General features: G+C 66.0%; 15 protein-coding genes. 12 read left to right on the top strand and 3 right to left on the bottom strand.

All coding sequences use genetic code 11. From position 1 onward, the window contains the following. The first annotated feature begins 509 nt into the window (after window positions 1-509). The 10 genes from queC (at window position 510) to ABD901_RS00585 (ending at window position 9274) form a co-directional block, all read left to right on the top strand. Complete coding sequence (gene queC / locus ABD901_RS00630; protein WP_345120017.1) at window positions 510-1211, top strand: 7-cyano-7-deazaguanine synthase QueC; 702 nt, start codon at window positions 510-512, stop codon at window positions 1209-1211. A 6-nt stretch (window positions 1212-1217) separates the two neighbouring features. Continuing rightward, on the top strand, window positions 1218-1856 hold the full coding sequence (gene queE / locus ABD901_RS00625; protein ID WP_345120015.1) for a 7-carboxy-7-deazaguanine synthase: 639 nt from the start codon (window positions 1218-1220) through the stop codon (window positions 1854-1856). Next, window positions 1856-2212: a 6-carboxytetrahydropterin synthase QueD gene (queD, locus tag ABD901_RS00620; protein WP_345120013.1), complete on the top strand. Its 357-nt coding sequence runs from the start codon at window positions 1856-1858 to the stop codon at window positions 2210-2212. Before queE ends, queD begins: the two co-directional genes overlap by 1 nt. Next, on the top strand, window positions 2212-3012 hold the full coding sequence (gene folE2 / locus ABD901_RS00615; RefSeq protein WP_345120011.1) for a GTP cyclohydrolase FolE2: 801 nt from the start codon (window positions 2212-2214) through the stop codon (window positions 3010-3012). The genes queD and folE2 overlap by 1 nt, the downstream gene beginning before the upstream one ends. After that, a complete protein-coding gene (locus ABD901_RS00610; protein WP_345120009.1) occupies window positions 3012-3965 on the top strand; it encodes a hypothetical protein in 954 nt (317 codons plus the stop codon). The genes folE2 and ABD901_RS00610 overlap by 1 nt, the downstream gene beginning before the upstream one ends. Then, on the top strand, window positions 3965-5107 hold the full coding sequence (gene dbpB, locus ABD901_RS00605; RefSeq protein WP_345120007.1) for a DGQHR domain-containing protein DpdB: 1143 nt from the start codon (window positions 3965-3967) through the stop codon (window positions 5105-5107). The genes ABD901_RS00610 and dbpB (ABD901_RS00605) overlap by 1 nt, the downstream gene beginning before the upstream one ends. After that, the gene (gene dpdA, locus ABD901_RS00600) at window positions 5104-6354 is read left to right on the top strand and encodes a tRNA-guanine transglycosylase DpdA (RefSeq protein WP_345120005.1); all 1251 of its coding nucleotides are present in this window, start codon (window positions 5104-5106) and stop codon (window positions 6352-6354) included. The genes dbpB (ABD901_RS00605) and dpdA overlap by 4 nt, the downstream gene beginning before the upstream one ends. Next, complete coding sequence (gene dbpB / locus ABD901_RS00595; RefSeq protein ID WP_345120003.1) at window positions 6335-7498, top strand: DGQHR domain-containing protein DpdB; 1164 nt, start codon at window positions 6335-6337, stop codon at window positions 7496-7498. The genes dpdA and dbpB (ABD901_RS00595) overlap by 20 nt, the downstream gene beginning before the upstream one ends. A 461-nt stretch (window positions 7499-7959) precedes the next feature. Further along, complete coding sequence (locus ABD901_RS00590) at window positions 7960-8856, top strand: ParA family protein (RefSeq protein ID WP_345120001.1); 897 nt, start codon at window positions 7960-7962, stop codon at window positions 8854-8856. A 10-nt stretch (window positions 8857-8866) separates the two neighbouring features. Then, window positions 8867-9274 carry a hypothetical protein gene (locus ABD901_RS00585; RefSeq protein ID WP_345119998.1) on the top strand — a complete coding sequence of 136 codons (408 nt, stop codon included), beginning with the start codon at window positions 8867-8869 and terminating at the stop codon, window positions 9272-9274. A gap of 5 nt (window positions 9275-9279) precedes the next feature. On the opposite strand, the gene ABD901_RS00580 is transcribed toward ABD901_RS00585, so the two are convergent. Continuing rightward, on the bottom strand, window positions 9280-11418 hold the full coding sequence (locus ABD901_RS00580; RefSeq protein WP_345119995.1) for a HelD family protein: 2139 nt from the start codon (window positions 11416-11418) through the stop codon (window positions 9280-9282). Window positions 11419-12606: 1188 nt separating this feature from the next. On the opposite strand from ABD901_RS00580, the gene ABD901_RS00575 reads away from it, so the two are divergent. Both ABD901_RS00575 and ABD901_RS00570 read left to right on the top strand, forming a co-directional pair. After that, a complete protein-coding gene (locus tag ABD901_RS00575) occupies window positions 12607-13509 on the top strand; it encodes an HNH endonuclease (protein WP_345121076.1) in 903 nt (300 codons plus the stop codon). Between the two features lie 219 nt (window positions 13510-13728). Beyond that, a protein-coding gene (locus ABD901_RS00570; RefSeq protein WP_345121074.1) for an IS3 family transposase occupies window positions 13729-14897 on the top strand; the annotation gives its coding sequence in 2 pieces (ribosomal slippage) (window positions 13729-14013 and window positions 14016-14897; 1167 coding nt in all). 9 nt (window positions 14898-14906) lie between these two features. Here the strand turns inward: ABD901_RS00570 and ABD901_RS00565 are convergent. Both ABD901_RS00565 and ABD901_RS00560 read right to left on the bottom strand, forming a co-directional pair. Next, the gene (locus ABD901_RS00565) at window positions 14907-15587 is read right to left on the bottom strand and encodes a hypothetical protein (RefSeq protein WP_345119993.1); all 681 of its coding nucleotides are present in this window, start codon (window positions 15585-15587) and stop codon (window positions 14907-14909) included. Between the two features lie 8 nt (window positions 15588-15595). Then, on the bottom strand, window positions 15596-16789 hold the full coding sequence (locus ABD901_RS00560) for an NUDIX domain-containing protein (protein ID WP_345119991.1): 1194 nt from the start codon (window positions 16787-16789) through the stop codon (window positions 15596-15598).

The following is a 16789-nucleotide window of genomic DNA, read 5'->3' as shown; positions in this document are numbered from 1 at the left end:
ATCGTTCCGGATTCCGACGATAGGCCTGGAGGGCTGGCGGACGCCTTCCAGTCGTCGATGCCGCGGCGTCGCCGCGTTCGTGTCAGCCGGTCGGCGCGAGCGGTTCGGTGCCTCAGGGCGGTCGTTCTCCGCCATGGCGGGTGCCTGTCTGCGGCGTCCTGGGCGCACCGTCGTCGATGGTGTCCATGCGGCTCGGTTCCTTGTCGTGGGGGCCGTCAACGCGGCTGCTGAGGTTAGTCCTCGCTCAAACTGCAGCGCGACGCCGTGCGGGAGGGACGCAGTTTCGCCCTCGTCGGTCGACCCGGTGGATCGCGTTACGGTCAGCGGAGTGCATCGTTGCGCTGGGTAGTGCAGGTTTAGGGTGGGCATGCTGGGTGTGCTGTGCCTCGCACGCCGGTTTCCCTTGCTGCTTTCGGATGGGTAAGCTGACAACGATCAACGCCCGAAACTGCAACTACCTGCCAAACCACGGTTGTGCAGTTTCGGTAGGAGCGGAGGGAAGGCGGCACATGTCGACGGCGAATCGTAAGGCGGTCGTCCTACTCAGCGGCGGACTGGACTCGGCGACGGTGTTGGCCATTGCGGTCCACGAAGGGTACGAAACCTACGCACTGAGCTTCCGCTACGGCCAGCGGCACACCGTTGAACTCGACGCCGCTGACCGGGTTGCCAAGGCGATCGGCGCGGCCCGCCACGTGGTGGCAGACATCGACCTGCGGGTCTTCGGTGGTTCAGCGCTCACTGACGATGCCCTCGCCGTGCCGCACCACGCCAGTGCGGACGAGTTGGGCGCAGACATTCCAATCACCTACGTCCCTGCACGCAACACGATCTTTTTGTCGTTCGCACTCGCCTGGGCTGAGACGCTCGACGCATCTGATGTCTTCATCGGTGTCAACGCGCTGGACTACAGCGGCTACCCAGACTGCCGCCCGGAGTACATCGCCGCTTACGAGCAGATGGCCAACCTTGCGACCAAGGCCGGAGTCGAGGGACGGCAGCGGCTGAAGATCCACACGCCGCTGATCGAACTGACGAAGGCCGAGACCATCCGTCGCGGCCTGGCGTTGGGTGTGGACTACGCTTTGACCCACAGTTGCTACGACCCCGTCGATGGTCGCGCGTGCGGCACCTGCGACTCCTGCTTGCTGCGTGGACGCGGATTCGCTGAGTTGGGCCTTACTGACCCGGCTCTCACTGCTGCGGCGTGATCGCGGATGTACCGGGTTAAGGAGATCTTCTACACGTTGCAGGGCGAAGGCACGCACGCTGGGCGGCCGGCAGTGTTTTGCCGGTTTACCAGCTGCAACCTGTGGACTGGCCGGGAGCAAGATCGGCATCGCGCGATCTGTCAGTTCTGCGATACCGACTTCGTCGGTACGGACGGCCCCGGCGGGGGCCGTTTCCGTTCTGCCGCAGACCTTGCTGCGGCCGTAGCGAAGGCGTGGCAGGGGCAACCGCATCGCCGAAGCCGTCCCTACGTGGTCTGCACTGGCGGTGAACCGCTGCTGCAGTTGGACGATGCTGCCGTCGAGGCACTACATGCTGAGGGTTTCGAGGTAGCGGTCGAGACCAACGGGACGCGACCGGCCCCGACCGGCCTCGACTGGGTGTGCGTTAGCCCGAAGGCCGGCGCCGACCTGGTCCTCAACCACGGCGACGACCTGAAGCTCGTCTTCCCGCAGGTCGGTGCGGAGCCAGAGTTCTTTGAAGGGCTCGACTTCAAGCATTTCATGTTGCAGCCGATGGACGGACCCGACCAGGCTTCAAACACCGCGGCTGCAGTGCAGTACTGCCTGAGCCACCCGCAGTGGCGGTTGAGCCTTCAAACACATAAATACATAGGAATTGCCTGATGGAGATCTTCCGCGAGTTCACCTTCGAAGCTGCGCATCAGCTGCCGAATGTGCCTGCCGGACACAAGTGCGCACGCCTACACGGGCACTCCTACCGAGTCGAGGTCCACGTCGACGGGGATGTCGATCCGGTCACTGGGTGGGTGATGGACTTTGGTGACATCAAGAAGGCGTTCCAGCCGCTACACGACCAGCTTGACCACTACTACCTCAACGAGGTGCCGGGCCTGAAAAACCCCACCAGCGAGGTGCTTGCTCGCTGGATCTGGGATCGACTGATCGACCAACTACCGTTGTCGGCTGTCGAGGTGCGGGAAACGTGCACGTCGGGGTGTGTGTACCGAGGGGAGCAGTAGTGCTCGCTGATGTGCAGGGTCTACCGGACGGGCGCGGTATAGCGCTGGACGAAGTAGGGATCGACGGCTTGCGCTACCCCCTGCTTGTCGCGGACGGACAAGGCACTAAACGTGAGACGGTTGCCACCGTTGGCATGTCGGTGAGTCTTGATGCCGATGTCAAAGGCGCTCACCTGAGCCGGTTCGTCGAGGTTCTGCATGCCTGGCGAGACCAGCTCGGCCCCGACACCGTTCGAAGTCTCGCTGAAGATCTGCGGGTGCGCATGGGCAGCACCAGTGCGCAGGTCCGTCTCGACTTTCCGTACTTTCTTGAACGGTCCGCCCCCGTGACCGGCATGCGGTCCTTCACCGAGTACGGATGTGCGCTCGACGCCCGTGCCGCCGGTATCGGTTCTGCCCTGACGCTGAAGACGCGGGTGCCGGTCACCAGTGTGTGCCCGTGCAGCAAGGCCATCAGCGACCGCGGTGCGCACAACCAGCGCGGCTACATCACGATCGAAGCGAGGCCGGCAGAGCCTGTGCATCTGTGGTTCGACGATCTCATCGAGGTCGCCGAGTCCGCTGCCTCATCGCCCGTCTACGCGCTGCTGAAGCGTCCCGATGAACGTCACGTGACGATGGCAGGCTATGACAACCCCGTGTTCGTCGAGGACATGGCCCGCAACGTCGCACAAGCGCTCCGCGGCGACTCCCGTGTCACCGAGTTTCGTGTGTATGTCATGAACGATGAAAGCATCCACAACCACGCGGCCTATGCGCGGCTGGGCTGGTCGAGCGTGACAACCGCCAGGCCAGTGTGATGGCTAGCGACGATGCGGTTGTCTACCCGCCGATCCACGTCATAGTCACGTGCTCCAACCGTAAGACCAGCGCGATCTCCGATGATTTGCGTCTGGGCCATCTCCGCCAGCAGCGCCCCGATCAACGCTTCAACACCTGGACTGAACGCCTGTCCGCAACGACGGTTAGCCGTGTGCTCGCCCGCAAGTTGTACGCCGGCGAGCACTGGAACGTTGCACGACAACTCCCCACGCACCTGCCGGGCCCTGGTTCGCTGTGGATCTGCTCCGCAGGCTACGGCTTCATAGCAGCCGACAGCGCCATCGCACCGTACACTGCCACCTTTGCCGCGGGAGAGCCAGACTCGGTCGGCTCTACCCCTGCCGAGATGCGAGCGTGGTGGAACCGTCTCACCGCATGGCGCGATCCAGAACCGGCACAGCCGCGGTCCTTCACCGACCTGGCACGTCGTGAGCCCGGCGCGGTCATCATCGCGGTGCTCTCGGAGGCGTACATGCGCGCCTGCGCCGATGACCTACGACGGGCAGTTGACTGCCTCAATGACCAGGACCAGTTGATGGTCATCGGCCCGCCGGGCCGCTGTGCTGAGATTGAAGACCTGATCGTGCCGGTAACCGCGAGCCTGCGGCCTGTGGTGGGCGGAAGCCTACAAGCCCTGAACGTACGAGCCGCCGCTCGCCTGCTGGCAGCCGCAACGAACGATCTGTCTCGCGCAACGCTGCGCAAGCTCGCTGAACAAGAGACATCAAACGCACCGCCGGACCGCAGCCGCCGGCTCGGCGGGCGGCGGCTTACCGACGATGACGTCCGCAGCTACATTCGCAGCCGCCTAACCACCGGACCAGGATCGGCGACACGCCTGCTACGTCAGCTGCGCCAGTCGGGACAATCCTGTGAGCAGGCCCGGTTCGGAGTGCTCTTCGCCGAGGTTGCCGCCGAGGTGAGGAGTTGATGCCCGCTGCGGCCACAATGAAGGAACTCACCCGTCGAGCGCTGCAGATCGATCAAGCGGGCAGGTATCCGCTGTTCCTGTTCGCCCTACGGGCCGATGAGATCCTGGACGTTGCCGACATCTCTCGGGTCAGCCGGGATGAGGCGGGCAACCTCATCGGCTACCAGCGCCCCGAGGTACGTCGGCACATCGAAGAGATCATCGACTACCTCAACAATGGCGATGCGATCTTTCCGAATCCGATCATCCTCGCGTTGTCATCCCGTGCCAAGTTCCGGTCCAGCCGCGGACCTGGCGCGGGCGACGGGCTCGCCACAGCCGGCAACCTGACCATCCCGCTGCCGCAGCCCGGCAAACCCAAGCCGGCCTGGATCGTCGACGGCCAGCAACGAGCCATCGCGCTGGCCCGCACCCAGCGACGCGACTACCCAGTGCCCGTAACTGCCTTCGTTGCCGATAGCGTCAACCTCCAGCGCGACCAGTTCCTGCGGGTCAACAACACCCGCCCGTTGCCGCGTGGCCTGGTCACGGAGTTGCTGCCGGAGGTCGACAGCCCATTGCCACCACGCCTTGCCATGCGCAAGGCCCCGTCGGCACTGTGCGACGTGCTCAACAACGACAAAGCGTCCCCCATGTACGGGCTGATCAAACGGGCATCCACGACGAAGGATCGAGCATCCCGCGCCGTCATCACCGATACCGTCGTGGTGGACATGATCAGCGAGAGCCTCACATCGTCATCAGGTTGCCTCTTCCCATACCGGGACATGCGCCGCAACGAGACGGACTTCGACGGCATCTTGCACGCGTTGTTCACCTACTGGGCGGCAGTGCGTGACGTCTTCCCGGATGCGTGGGGCAAACCGGCCAGCAAGAGCCGGCTCATGCACAGTGCTGGTATTAGGTCCATGGGCCGCCTGATGGACCGAGTACTCGGGATCGTTGACCCGCGAACGCCCAACGCACCCGAAACTATCCGCCAACACCTCGCCCTCATCGCCCCCCACTGCCGCTGGACCAGCGGCACGTGGAACGATCTGGGCTTGCGCTGGAACGAGATCGAGAGCGTGCCTCGCCACATCCAAGAGTTGTCCAGTCATCTGATCCGCCTCTACCTCAACGCGCGGGCGGAGCTGACATGAAGTTCTTCTTCCCGGACAGCCAAGATCAGGTTGACCCAAGCTTCGACTTCATCACCGAAGAGCGTGACCCGTTCCGGGTGCGCCAGCGCGACGAACAGTATGCCCACGAGGTCCTCACCGAAGCACCGTTCGACGGGATTCTGGTTTCCAAAGCCATCGTCGACGGCCAAGCGGGCAGCGCCGGCAAGTACACCGTCGCGCAACGACACCGCCTCTACCGCGAGGGAGCCCAGCGCTTCTTCCGGCTCAATCACGGTCACACACCCCTCAAGATCATGGGCGACTGCGGTGCGTTCTCCTACGTTGCCGAGGAGTACCCGCCCTACAGCGTCGATGACGTCATCGATTTCTACGACGGATGCGGATTTCACTACGGCATCGCCGTCGACCACGTGATCTTCCAGTACGAGCCCACGGTGCCCCGCGATGACGAGCGGGCCGCTGAATGGCGTCGCCGGCAAGAGATCACCCTCGAGCTTGCCGAACAGTTCTGGCAGCGATGCAAGGCCCGACGTGTCGGCTTCACACCGCTCGGCGTTGCACAGGGCTGGAGTCCGCGGTCCTATGCCGATGCCGTAGCCGCGTTGCAACGGATCGGCTACAGGCGGATCGCACTCGGCGGCATGGTCCCACTCAAGACTCACGAGATCCTTGCCTGCCTTGCCGGCGTCGACGACGTCCGTGCCGCAACCACCCAACTACACCTGCTCGGGATCAGTCGATGCGAAGACGTTCCGACATTCACCAAGCACGGCGTCACCAGTTTCGATAGCACCGCGCCGTTCCGACAAGCCTTCAAGGACGATCGCGACAACTACCACGCCCCGGACCGCAACTACGTCGCATTACGGGTGCCCCAGGTCGACGGCAACGCCAAGCTCAAAGCCCGTATCCGCTCCGGCGAGGTCAGCCAGGCCCAGGCATTGAAGCTCGAACGGGCAGCGTTGTCACTGCTGCGCCAATATGACGACGACAAGGTCGATGTCGAGTTGGTCGTTGAAGCGCTTGCTGACTACAGCGCCATTTGGGACGGTAGGTCCGATCGCAGCAGCCAGTATCGTGAAACTCTGACGGCTCGACCCTGGCGAGACTGCTCCTGCGACCTATGTAAGGCGCTCGGCATCGAGATCGTGATCTTCAGAGGAGCCGAACGCAACAAGCGGCGCGGCTTCCACAACCTGTACGTGTTCGAACAGCGGCTGCGTGCCAGCAAGGAGGGAACTCCGCGTGACCAAGACCGGGACTGACACCTCGTCCACGACCGCGAAGAAACTGCGGCTGCCCGCGCTGAAGATCCAGCAGGGGCCAGGCCGCAGTCTCTACACCTTTGCGATGGACGGCAAGCTGGTGCCCCAGATCGCCACGGTCTCGCGGATCCGCCGTGACGGAGAGACCCAACTCCACGGCTATCAGCGGCCTGAGGTACTTGCACACGTGGCCGCCATCCGCCGGTACATCGAGACCGACGCCAGCCCGCTGCTGCCCAACGCGATTGTGATCGCTTTCGACAACCGCGTCCGCTTCGAGCCGGCACCAGCCGACGAGGCCGGTCCCGACTACGTCGAGAGTGGAACCCTCGTCATCCCGCTCACCAATGGCCCAGAGCATGATCGTCCCGGCTTCATCGTTGACGGCCAGCAGCGCTGCGCCGCCATCCGTGAGGCCAACGTCGAAGCGTTCCCGATTAGCATCAGTGCTTTCATCGCGAACGACACCGCTGACCAGCGTTCCCAGTTCATCCTGGTCAACTCCACCAAGGCGTTGCCGAAGGGTCTGATCCACGAGCTGCTACCTGGTGCCTCGGGCGCGCTGCCTACGCCACTGCGCGTGCGCCAACTCCCTGCGACGCTGCTCGAGCGGCTCAATTTCGACGCCGTGCGCTCGCCACTGCACCGGATGATCCAGACACCCACTAACCCCACCGGTCACATCAAAGACAACTCGGTGCTGCGCATGCTCGAGAACAGCCTGTCCGACGGCGCGCTCTACCGGTTCCGCAACGACCAGGCTCTGCCCAACGCCGGTGAGATGCTCACGCTGCTGTACAACTTCTGGTCGGCGGTCGAGCAGACCTTCCCCGAAGCCTGGAACAAGCCGCCCAGGAAGTCTCGACTCATGCACGGCGCCGGCATCATCAGCATGGGCTACCTGATGGACGCCATCAGCCACACTCGCGACGAGAACGAGGGTATCCCCGACGCTGAGGAGTTCGCCGCGGATCTCAAGCTGATTGCCGACGACTGCCGGTGGACCGAGGGGGAGTGGACCTTCGGCGATGGCGTCGTCCGGAAATGGAACGATGTCCAGAACACTCCACGTGATATCCAGCGAGTCGCCGACTTCCTACAGAACCGCTACCGGGCCCACCGGAGTGCCTCAATGCGTGGCTGAAAAACCACGAGTAGTAGCGGAGCTGGGGCCAAGCCTCTGCGGAACGCCCCTATGTCTGCGGTATCTCGGATCCTGCGGCGACGGCCGGCACGCCGACGCAGTAGTTCTCACATAGGCCGGGCACGCTGGATCCGTGCGCCAGCTGCTCATAGGTCAGCCGGCGGGACTTGGGTCCAGCAGGTGTGCGCGTCTATCGCCGCCTGGGTACCAGCGCAGCCGTTACCTCGGCGGCGTCCCGGGCCCCTTGCGGCAGGACCGACGTGTACGTCCGAGGAACTGCTCCTCGATCGCTCGGCGCGCCTCGTCGCCGAGGTTGCGAATGGGACTCCGGCTGGCGGGGCCCTGGCGGGCCGGAATAGCCTCCTGCCTTCGGAGGAGTCGATCGCCGCCGGGCTGTGACAGGCTCTCAGCATTGTCGGGACTGGCGGCGTTGTCGGGGTGGGTGAGTGAACGTCATCTCAGTGCTCAACTACAAGGGCGGCGTGGGCAAGACGACGGTGACAGCCAACCTGGGGGCCGACCTTGCCAATCGCGGCCGCCGGGTGCTGCTCATCGACCTCGACCCGCAGGCGAGCCTGACGTTCTCGTTCTACGCGGCCGATGAGTGGGATGCGCAACTGCGCCCGGCAAAGACGGTTCTGCACTGGTACGACTCGTTCAACTGGTCGCAGTCGCAGAAGCCGCTGCGGGACATGGTGACCACGCCACCGCGGATCAACGCGCGGCTCGGCGATCGGGGCGGGCGACTCGACCTGATCGCGTCCGACCTCGGTCTGGTCGACGTCGAACTCGACCTCGCCGCGGGACTGGGCGGCTCGCGGTACCAGACGTTCAACCCCGACTACCTCAAGGTCCACCGGATGCTCGCCGACGCGCTCGCCGACGACGAGTTCGCCGAGTACGACGTGGTGCTCATCGACTGTCCGCCCAACTTCAACATGGTGACCCGGACGGCGGTCGTCGCGAGCGAGCACATCCTGGTTCCAGCGAAGGCCGACTACCTGTCGACGCTCGGTATCACATATCTGCGCCGCCGCCTGACCCAGTTGGTCGAGCAGTACAACGGGGTCGCCGGGCCGGACCCGGACGCGAGCATCAATCCGGAGATCCTCGGCGTGGTTTTTACCATGATCCAATACGCGGGGTCGGGGCTGATGACGAAGCTGCGCGGCTACATCGAGAGAACCGGGCAGACCGAGGTACCGCTGTTTCAGCAGGGCCTGCGGGAAAGTAAGAATGTCTTCGCAGATACCGGCGAGCTCGGCATCCCTGCCGTGCTCGCTGCGCACACCACCGAGAACGTCGAATACGACCTGACGCAGTTGACCAGCGAATTCATAGCCAAGATCGGGATTTGAGGAGCGTCGGGTGACCGTGCCGACCGACCGCACGTACGACATGCTGCAGCAGATCGGGGAGTTCCTGAAGAAGCTGAAGAAGGACGAGTACGACGCGCTCCTGGCCGGGAACTCCCGGCTCATGGTCGTACCGAAGGGCGCCCGCATCAGCGGCGGTCCCGCGCGGAAGGCGGAGCCGGTCGCACTGGCGATCAATGCCGAACAGGTCGACGCCGATCTGCGCAGCCTCGGCGACCGGCAGTCGGCGGCGCGTTACCTGGACGACCTCAAGCTGAAGAAGGCCCAGCTCCTGCAACTGGCGAAGGAGTTGAACGTTCACGTGCGGGCAAGCAACACGATCCTCCAGATCCGGGACCTGATCGTCGAGCATAAGGTCGGCCACCGCCTCGCCCACGACGCCATCCTGCGCCAGGCGTAGCCTATTCAGTCGCGCAGCAACTTCGCCGCCTCGCGCAGCACCTCGTCCCACTGGTCCGACGGACTCTGCCGGCGCACGCGCTCGGCGACCTCGCCCGCAAGCCGCGCCAGGGCGTCTGGTCCCAAGCTGGGAACGGTTGGTGCCGGCGGCTCGCCGCCGGCCGGTGCAAGTGCGGCGACGTGCATCGGCAGCGGCTCCCCGACGCAGACTACGTCGAGGTGGCCGACGGTCCGGGTGAACGCGACGTAGAGCATCCGGTGGCCGTGCTCGTCGCCGGCCACGATGTCCTCCGGCTCGACGACCACAACGGCGTCGAACTCGAGGCCCTTCGACTCCTGCGGGCTGACCAGGTTGATCGCGTTGCCGAGTTCGCCGCGGTCGGCGCTGCTCCAGGCAACGTCGTTGGCCGCCAGGGCGGCCTCGACGTCGGGGCGGCACGTCGGTGGGCAGATGATGCCGACGAACCGCCGCTCGGCCACGTGCGCCTGGGCGATGGCGACCGCCCGCCCGGCCCGGTCCGCCGCCTCGACGCGGTGGATGCCGGGCCGCGGCCCATCCCGGACGACCTCGGTCGGCGCAGTCAGCGGCGCGGCGATCGGTAAGAGCAGCGCCGCGAACTCGTACACCTGCCGCGGCACCCGGTAGCCGTAGCGCAGCTGCGCGATGGTGCGAGGATGCGTGCCCGGCAAATGCGCGGTCACGTCGTCCCAGCTGTCGCGGGCCCACGGCCCCGTCGATTGGGCCAGGTCGCCGAGCACGGTGAGCGACCCGGTGGCGCTCCGCCGGGCGATTGACCGCAGCTGCATCGGCGACAGGTCCTGCGCCTCGTCAACGACGACATGCCCGTACCGCTCGGCCGGGCTTCCGTTGATGAGGAAGTCGGCCTCGTCGAGGAGGGGCAGGTCGTCCCGGCTCCAGATCTGTTCAGATAGCCGGTCGGCACCGCGCCGGCGCAGTTGGGCGATCTCCGCGGCGGTGAACTCGTCGCCGGCCGCCGCCCGCAGCCGATCTCGGGAGCCGAGCAGGTCGCGCAGGAGCGCCGGCGGGCTCAACTGGGGCCAGAGCCGCTCGAGCAGATTGTCGACGGACCGCTGGCGGGCCGGCACGGCTGTGACGCCGCGCCGCTCGAGCAGCCCGGTAAGGACGGCCCGCAACTGCGTGCGGCGCTGCGCGTAGGGGCCGGGTCCGTCGCGCAGTTCAGCGACGACCGCGCCGATGTCCGCGCCGGGGAGTGTGACAAACCGGCCGTCGATCTGCAGCCGTTCGGCTGGCTCGGGCCGGCCGAGGCGCTGCTGCAGCGCGCGGGCGAGAAGCCCGGCCATGCGCGCTTGGCCCTTGATCCGACTCAATGGCACCGATTCGGGCCGGCCGCGGCTGACTGGCGGGCCGAGCTGTGTGATGTCCCGCTGCACTACGTCCCGCTCGCCGAGGCCGGGCAGGACGGTGCTGATGTACCGGGTGAACGTGGGGTGCGGCCCGACGACGAGCACCCCGGAGGTGCGCAACTGGTCAGGGTGATTGACCAGCAGCCAAGAGACCCGGTGCAACGCCACGGCAGTCTTGCCGGTGCCCGGGCCGCCCTCGATGACCAGGACCGTATCCAGGGGAGCCTCGATGACCTCGTACTGCGCGGCCTGGATCGTGGCGACGATGTCGCGCATGCTGCCGGTGCGGCCCTCGGCGAGCGCGCGGAGCAGCGCCCCGTCGGGCCCCTGCGGCCTGTCCGGTGCCGCCGCCGTGAAGACTACGTCGGTGAAGTCGTCGATCGTGTTGCCTGTGCAGTGGAAGGTCCGTTTGCGGGTCAGCCCACGTGGGTCGGCGTGCGTTGCCCGGTAGTAGCGCTGAGCCGCCGGCGCCTGCCAGCCGATGACCAGGATCTCTTGGCGCCGGTGGTCACGGATCAGGTGTTTGCCGATGTAGAGCGGGTCCTCACCGGCCTCGTCGATCCGGCCGTGCGCGACGGCGCTGCCGGTGGCGCCGAGCGCGTCCTGGTGCTGGTTGGCGTATTTGGCGAGCTGCGCGGCGGCCGCGGCGTGGGCGGCGGCATTCGCGGCATCGCCGGCGGCCGACTTGGCGTGCTCGCGGGCCTCGGCGGCACGGTCGAAGTGCTGCTGTTCGTCGTCGATCTCCGCCGCTGAAGCCATAGCTGCCCTCGTGTTGATGGCCGTCGGACCGTCCGCCCACCGTACTGATCTCGGACCCGGTACCGGTCGTCCCGGCGGCCGGAGCCCCTGGACGTTGATACCGGAAAGTCCATCCGAAAGGGGCTCGTGCATCAGGTCGAGGCGCCCTCGGTGGTGAGGGCCGCGGGCGTTGGGAGGCCATGGTGGGTCGTCGTGGGTCAGGGCGTGGCGTGCATCGGCGAGGTTGGCCAGGCCACCGGTTAGGTCGTTGGCCAGTTTCCTATTTCCTGCAGCGGTGTTCGGATGACGAGGCTATACCTGGCCAGGTAGACCGCGACATCGCTGCGTTGTATCCCTCGGCCTCGGCGAGCAAGGCGGCTTTGACGGTTTGCAGCACGGTGCCGGCCAGGCCAGCTGCTCGTCCTGCATGCGTCCGGTCTTGATCTCGATCATGCTGGTGCGGCGACCAGGTCACCCATGCGTTGGCTGCCGCGGAACGGCATGTCGGTGACGCGCACCGGTCCGAGTTGTCGAAGCGTCTCTCGAGGTCCGGCAGTATGCACGCGCCGGAACGCCCGGAACGGTGGGCCCTCGGCCCCTGCGATTCGTCGGCGGCGTTGAACGAATGGACGCGGGAGTTCCAGACAGTCAGCATGGCTCTGTTCGCTTCGGCGGTGTCGGCGAAGTGGTACCGCATGAGCATGAGTTGGGTCAGGTTGCTGCTGGCGGCGCGCAGCCATACCGGCGGGGCCGACGACTGTCGGTCCAACGACCGAACTCCGCTGCGGGATCACCGCACGGGGGCTCGAAGCGTGTGCGCCAAGCGGTCCAGATCGCCTCGAACGACGGCAAGGCGTCGAGCAGATGCGGATAGGGCAAGGCTCGGCGGGATCCAGCACGGTGCACAGCTCGAACGTGGACCCGGAGAGCCGAGAGTCGGGTGCCGTTTCTTCCACCGGTGTTGCGCGGCGGGCGAGGTGACGGGCGTGCGTGATCCAGCCGCAGTTGTCGCTAACGGACCAGCACAACCAGCGTGGCAGCGGCGGCGGTTCGGGACGGGACATGGTGATGCTCCTCAGCCTCCACCACTAACTCGATCCCGGCCTCGAGCACGACGTCCGGATTCGGCTCTGGTGGGGCCCGATGCCACCCGTCTGATGCCTGTAAGTGCTTCCCCGGCGATCATCATTCGGCTATAAACGTTCCGTGATGCCAGCCGATGATGTCGAAACGCGCGTTCGCCTGGCGATGTTCCGCCACCTGGACCAGGTCAGCGCGAAACACCCGGATGGCGCGCCGTCAGACGTCATCAACTCGTTCACGTTCGACGGCGCACCAATGCGGCTGGTCGTCCAGCCTGGCATCCGCAAGCCCGCGATCCTGTCCGCCGCGCTGACCATCCGCACCACCTACACGCCGCCCGGCGCTGAGGCTCCCTACGAGGACCAATTCGGTCCGGATGGCAGCCTGCGGTACAAGTGGCGCGGCACCGACGCCGCCCATCCCGACAACCGCGCATTGCGCGAGGCGATGGTGCGGCGGTTGCCGCTGGCCTATTTCGCGCCCGTGACTCGCGGCGTCTACGAGGCCATTTACCCGGTGTATCTGGTCGAGGAGGACCCGGCTTCCCACGAGTTCGCCGTCGATCTCAGCGAGTACTCGCACTGGGCTGGCGACGGCGACGAGGCCATGCTGGAGCGCCGCTACACCCGTCGGCTTACGAAGCAGCGGCTCCACCAGGTGATGTTCCGGCCCAAGGTGCTGCGTGCCTACGAGTCCCGATGCGCGCTCTGCCACCTCGCCCACGCCACGCTGCTCGACGCCGCGCACATCCTGCCCGACTACCACGAGCACGGCGACCCGGTCGTGCCCAACGGCCTGGCCATGTGCAAAATCCACCACGCCGCCTACGACGCGAACATCCTCGGCATCCGGCCCGATCGCGTTGTCGAGATCCGCGAGGACATCCTCGCCGAGATCGACGGGCCGATGCTCCGCCACGGCCTGCAAGAGATGCACGGCTCCGTCATCTTCCTGCCACGCTCCCGCCGCGACCATCCCGATCGCAGCCGACTCGAGGAACGATACGAGCAATTCCGCTCAGCCGCCTGACGGACCGTCTCGCAGCGCTGAACAAGGGGTGCGGTCGAGGACCGCAAGGGCGTCTCGTGAAGGGCGATGTAACCTACCTAGGAATCCTCTATGTGGGTTACCGCCGAGCCGGCGGCGGCCATCGCCAGATTTCAATTCTCGAGCGGAGGCCGGGTCTGCTGCACCGATAGGTGACATCTGAGATGGCTTGCCGTGATGGCGGGCTGGAAGGATGTTGCTGTGCCCAAGCCCTACCCCCGTGAGTTCCGCGATGATGTCGTGCGGGTCGCCCGTGACCGTGATCCGGGTGTGACGGTCGAGCAGATCGCCAAGGACTTCGGGGTCCACCCGATGACGTTGTTCAAGTGGCTGCGTCAGGCCGACATCGACGAAGGCGCCGCGCCCGGGGTGAGCAGGACTGAGTCTGTCGAGCTGCGTGAGGCCCGTAAGCGGATCAAGTTGCTGGAGCAAGAGAACGAAGTCCTGCGCCGGGCCGCGGCGTATCTGTCGCAGGCGAACCTACCGGGAAAAGGCTCTACCCGCTCGTGAACGAGCTCGCCGCCGACGGGATTCCCGTCGCGGTGACGTGCCGGGTCCTGAACATCGCTCGACAGCCCTACTACCGGTGGCTTGCCCACCCGGTCACTGATGCTGAATTGGCCGAGGCGTACCGGGCCGACGCGTTGTTCGACGCCCACCGCGATGACCCGGAGTTCGGCTACCGGTTCCTGGCCGACGAGGCCCGCGCGGCCGGACAACCGATGACCGAGCGCACCGCATGGAAGATCTGCTCCGGCATGGGCTGGTGGAGCGCGTTCAGCAAGAAGAAGCGGCGGGGCAAGGGCGGCAAGGCCGGCCCGCCGGTGCACGACGATCTCGTGCGCCGCGTTTTCAGTGCCGACGGGCCGAATCGGTTGTGGCTGGCCGACATCACCGAGCACCGCACCGGCGAGGGCAAGCTCTACCTGTGCGCGATCAAGGACGTGTGGTCCCACCGGATCGTCGGCTACTCCATCGACTCACGCATGAAATCGAGGCTGGCCGTCAACGCGGTGCACAACGCCGCCGCCCGGCGCGGTGACGTGGCCGGCTGCGTGCTGCACACCGACCGCGGGTCGCAATTTCGCAGCCGAAAGTTCATCCGCGCCCTGCACCAGCATCACATGATCGGATCGATGGGCAGGGTCGGCGCCGCTGGCGACAACGCCGCCATGGAATCGTTCTTCGGCCTGCTGCAGAACAACGTCCTCGACCGCCGAGCTTGGTCGACGCGGCAGCAGCTGAGGACGGCGATCGTGACCTGGATCGAACGGACCTACCACCGCCGCCGACGCCAACGATCCCTGGCCCGGTTGACCCCTATCGAGTACGAGACCATCATGACCCCACCGGCCAATGAGGCCGCGTGACCGAAACTGTCACCTAACGGTGCAGCAGGCCCATCCGCCAGAAGAGCCACGCGTAACGCCGCCAATCCAAGCGCTGAGGTTCGCCTGGAGGGAGCTTGCGTTGGCCGCGAGATCCGCAGTGGCATCGAGCGCGATCGCCCGGGTGCCTGGCCATGGAGGTTCAGCCTTGAACTGCTGCAGAAAGGCGCTGAGGTAGCGAAGGTACCGTGGATCGGCGCGCTCGTTGTTGCTGAGGCGGTGCAGGATGGCTTGATAGCGCGTGACTCGTAGTTCGACCGTGATGCAGTCGTCGGAGTGCACAACCTCGCGAAGCGCGTTCCGCAAACGCTTGAGTGCGGGACCTAAGTCCGGAGTGGTGTCAGGTGAGTCACGAGTGGTGACGTGGGCAAGGGCAGACGCGGCGATCGTCCGTGGTCCTCGGTCAACGAGGACCACCGTGTCGGGGCCGGTCGATTCGAGGCGCCACCGAATGTCGTCCAACCGATGGATGTAAGCGTCGATGAGCGCGGTGGCCACCTCAGCCGCCGAGGTGCTTGTGACCCAGGCGGCGAAGTCGGTGGGAACCGTGACTGCGGGGAGGTAACGCCAGAGCGGGTCGGCGATGTGGACCGTTGGGAGGGACTGCGCAAGTTCTCGGATCATGGTGGTCTTTCCAGCGCCGTCAACGCCGTCGACGAATACCGCCGGCATGCTGCACCTCACCTGGACGGAGAATTGGTTGCCCCGCGGTGCGATCCGGTGAAGATGATGATCTCGGCGAGGGCCTCGAGTACCCGCTTGGCGAGCTGCGCCGCAGTATCGGCTGGCTCGGCAGCCAAGCGTCGGAACGCGTCGTACTCGCCGAGCAGGGCGCCGAGTTGGCTTCCCGGCCAGCCGCGGTCCAGTACACGGACCACGTCTGGCAGGCGCAGCGAACCATCCGGATCCTCGTTGGCGACGATGGCGCGGGCCGCGCTGCACGCGACCGACAGCAGCCGCCGGTCCCGATCGTTCCCGCTGTTCCACTCGGTGTTGCCGTGAGTGGCATGTTCGTGCAGCAATTCCAGGCCGGAATGCAGGTCGACGGCCTCGAAGGCGGTCCCAGGGTTTGTGCCGGCGATCACGGGGATATCGGTGCCGACGCGGTGCAGCGCTGCTCGCAGCTTCATGTCGTACACATGCCCCGCTGACCGGAGATCGCGCCCGTGCTCATCGGCAACGTGGAGCGACACGCGAACACCATGCCGAGCGTTGATCTGCTCGACCATGTCCGCGAGCCCGGCGATGAGCGGTGAGCCTTCGGTTAAGCCCCAGCCGATCAGGTCGATATCGCTCCAACCTTCGACGTAGTCGCCGCGAGCCGCTGAGCCGCACACACCGATCCCCGCGCCTGGCTGCTCGGCGAATATCACTGCGGCCTGGCCGGCGACGTCTCGGATCACTTCGTTCAGCACGGTGCTGAACGGCAACGGCCGAAGTTGGCGCCACGCGACGACGTTCGCGGCGCGGCGGAGGTATTCGGCGAATCCAGCGTGGCTGGCCTCGTCGCCGGCGGCGTCGAGGTCGATCCAGCGCGCGGCGGTGAATCCCTCCTCGCCGCGGACGAGCGCGGTAGACCCGTCGGCAGCGAAGAGAAACCAGTCGACGGTCTTCGCGGCGGACGTGCCGTCGTTGTCGGTGAAGCGGTATGCCTGCTGGCCGAGGTACCCCGCGTAGATGACGTCGTGGAGGCCGGCTTCCTCGGCGACCTCGCGGAAGGCAGCAACCAGCGGCGCCTCGCCGGGCTCCAATCGGCCTTTCGCCGCGACCGTCTGCCGCTCGCCGGTGGCCCGAACTTGGTCCAGCAGGAGGGTGCGTGGCTGCCGCAGGTCGGTGGTTACGACGATCGCCCCGGCGGAGGCGTACTGGCGCAT

Source organism: Dactylosporangium darangshiense, from assembly GCF_039537565.1.
Taxonomy (GTDB): domain Bacteria; phylum Actinomycetota; class Actinomycetes; order Mycobacteriales; family Micromonosporaceae; genus Dactylosporangium; species Dactylosporangium darangshiense.
The sequence above is the reverse complement of the archived record's forward strand: the minus strand, read 5'-3'. Positions and strand labels throughout refer to the sequence as shown.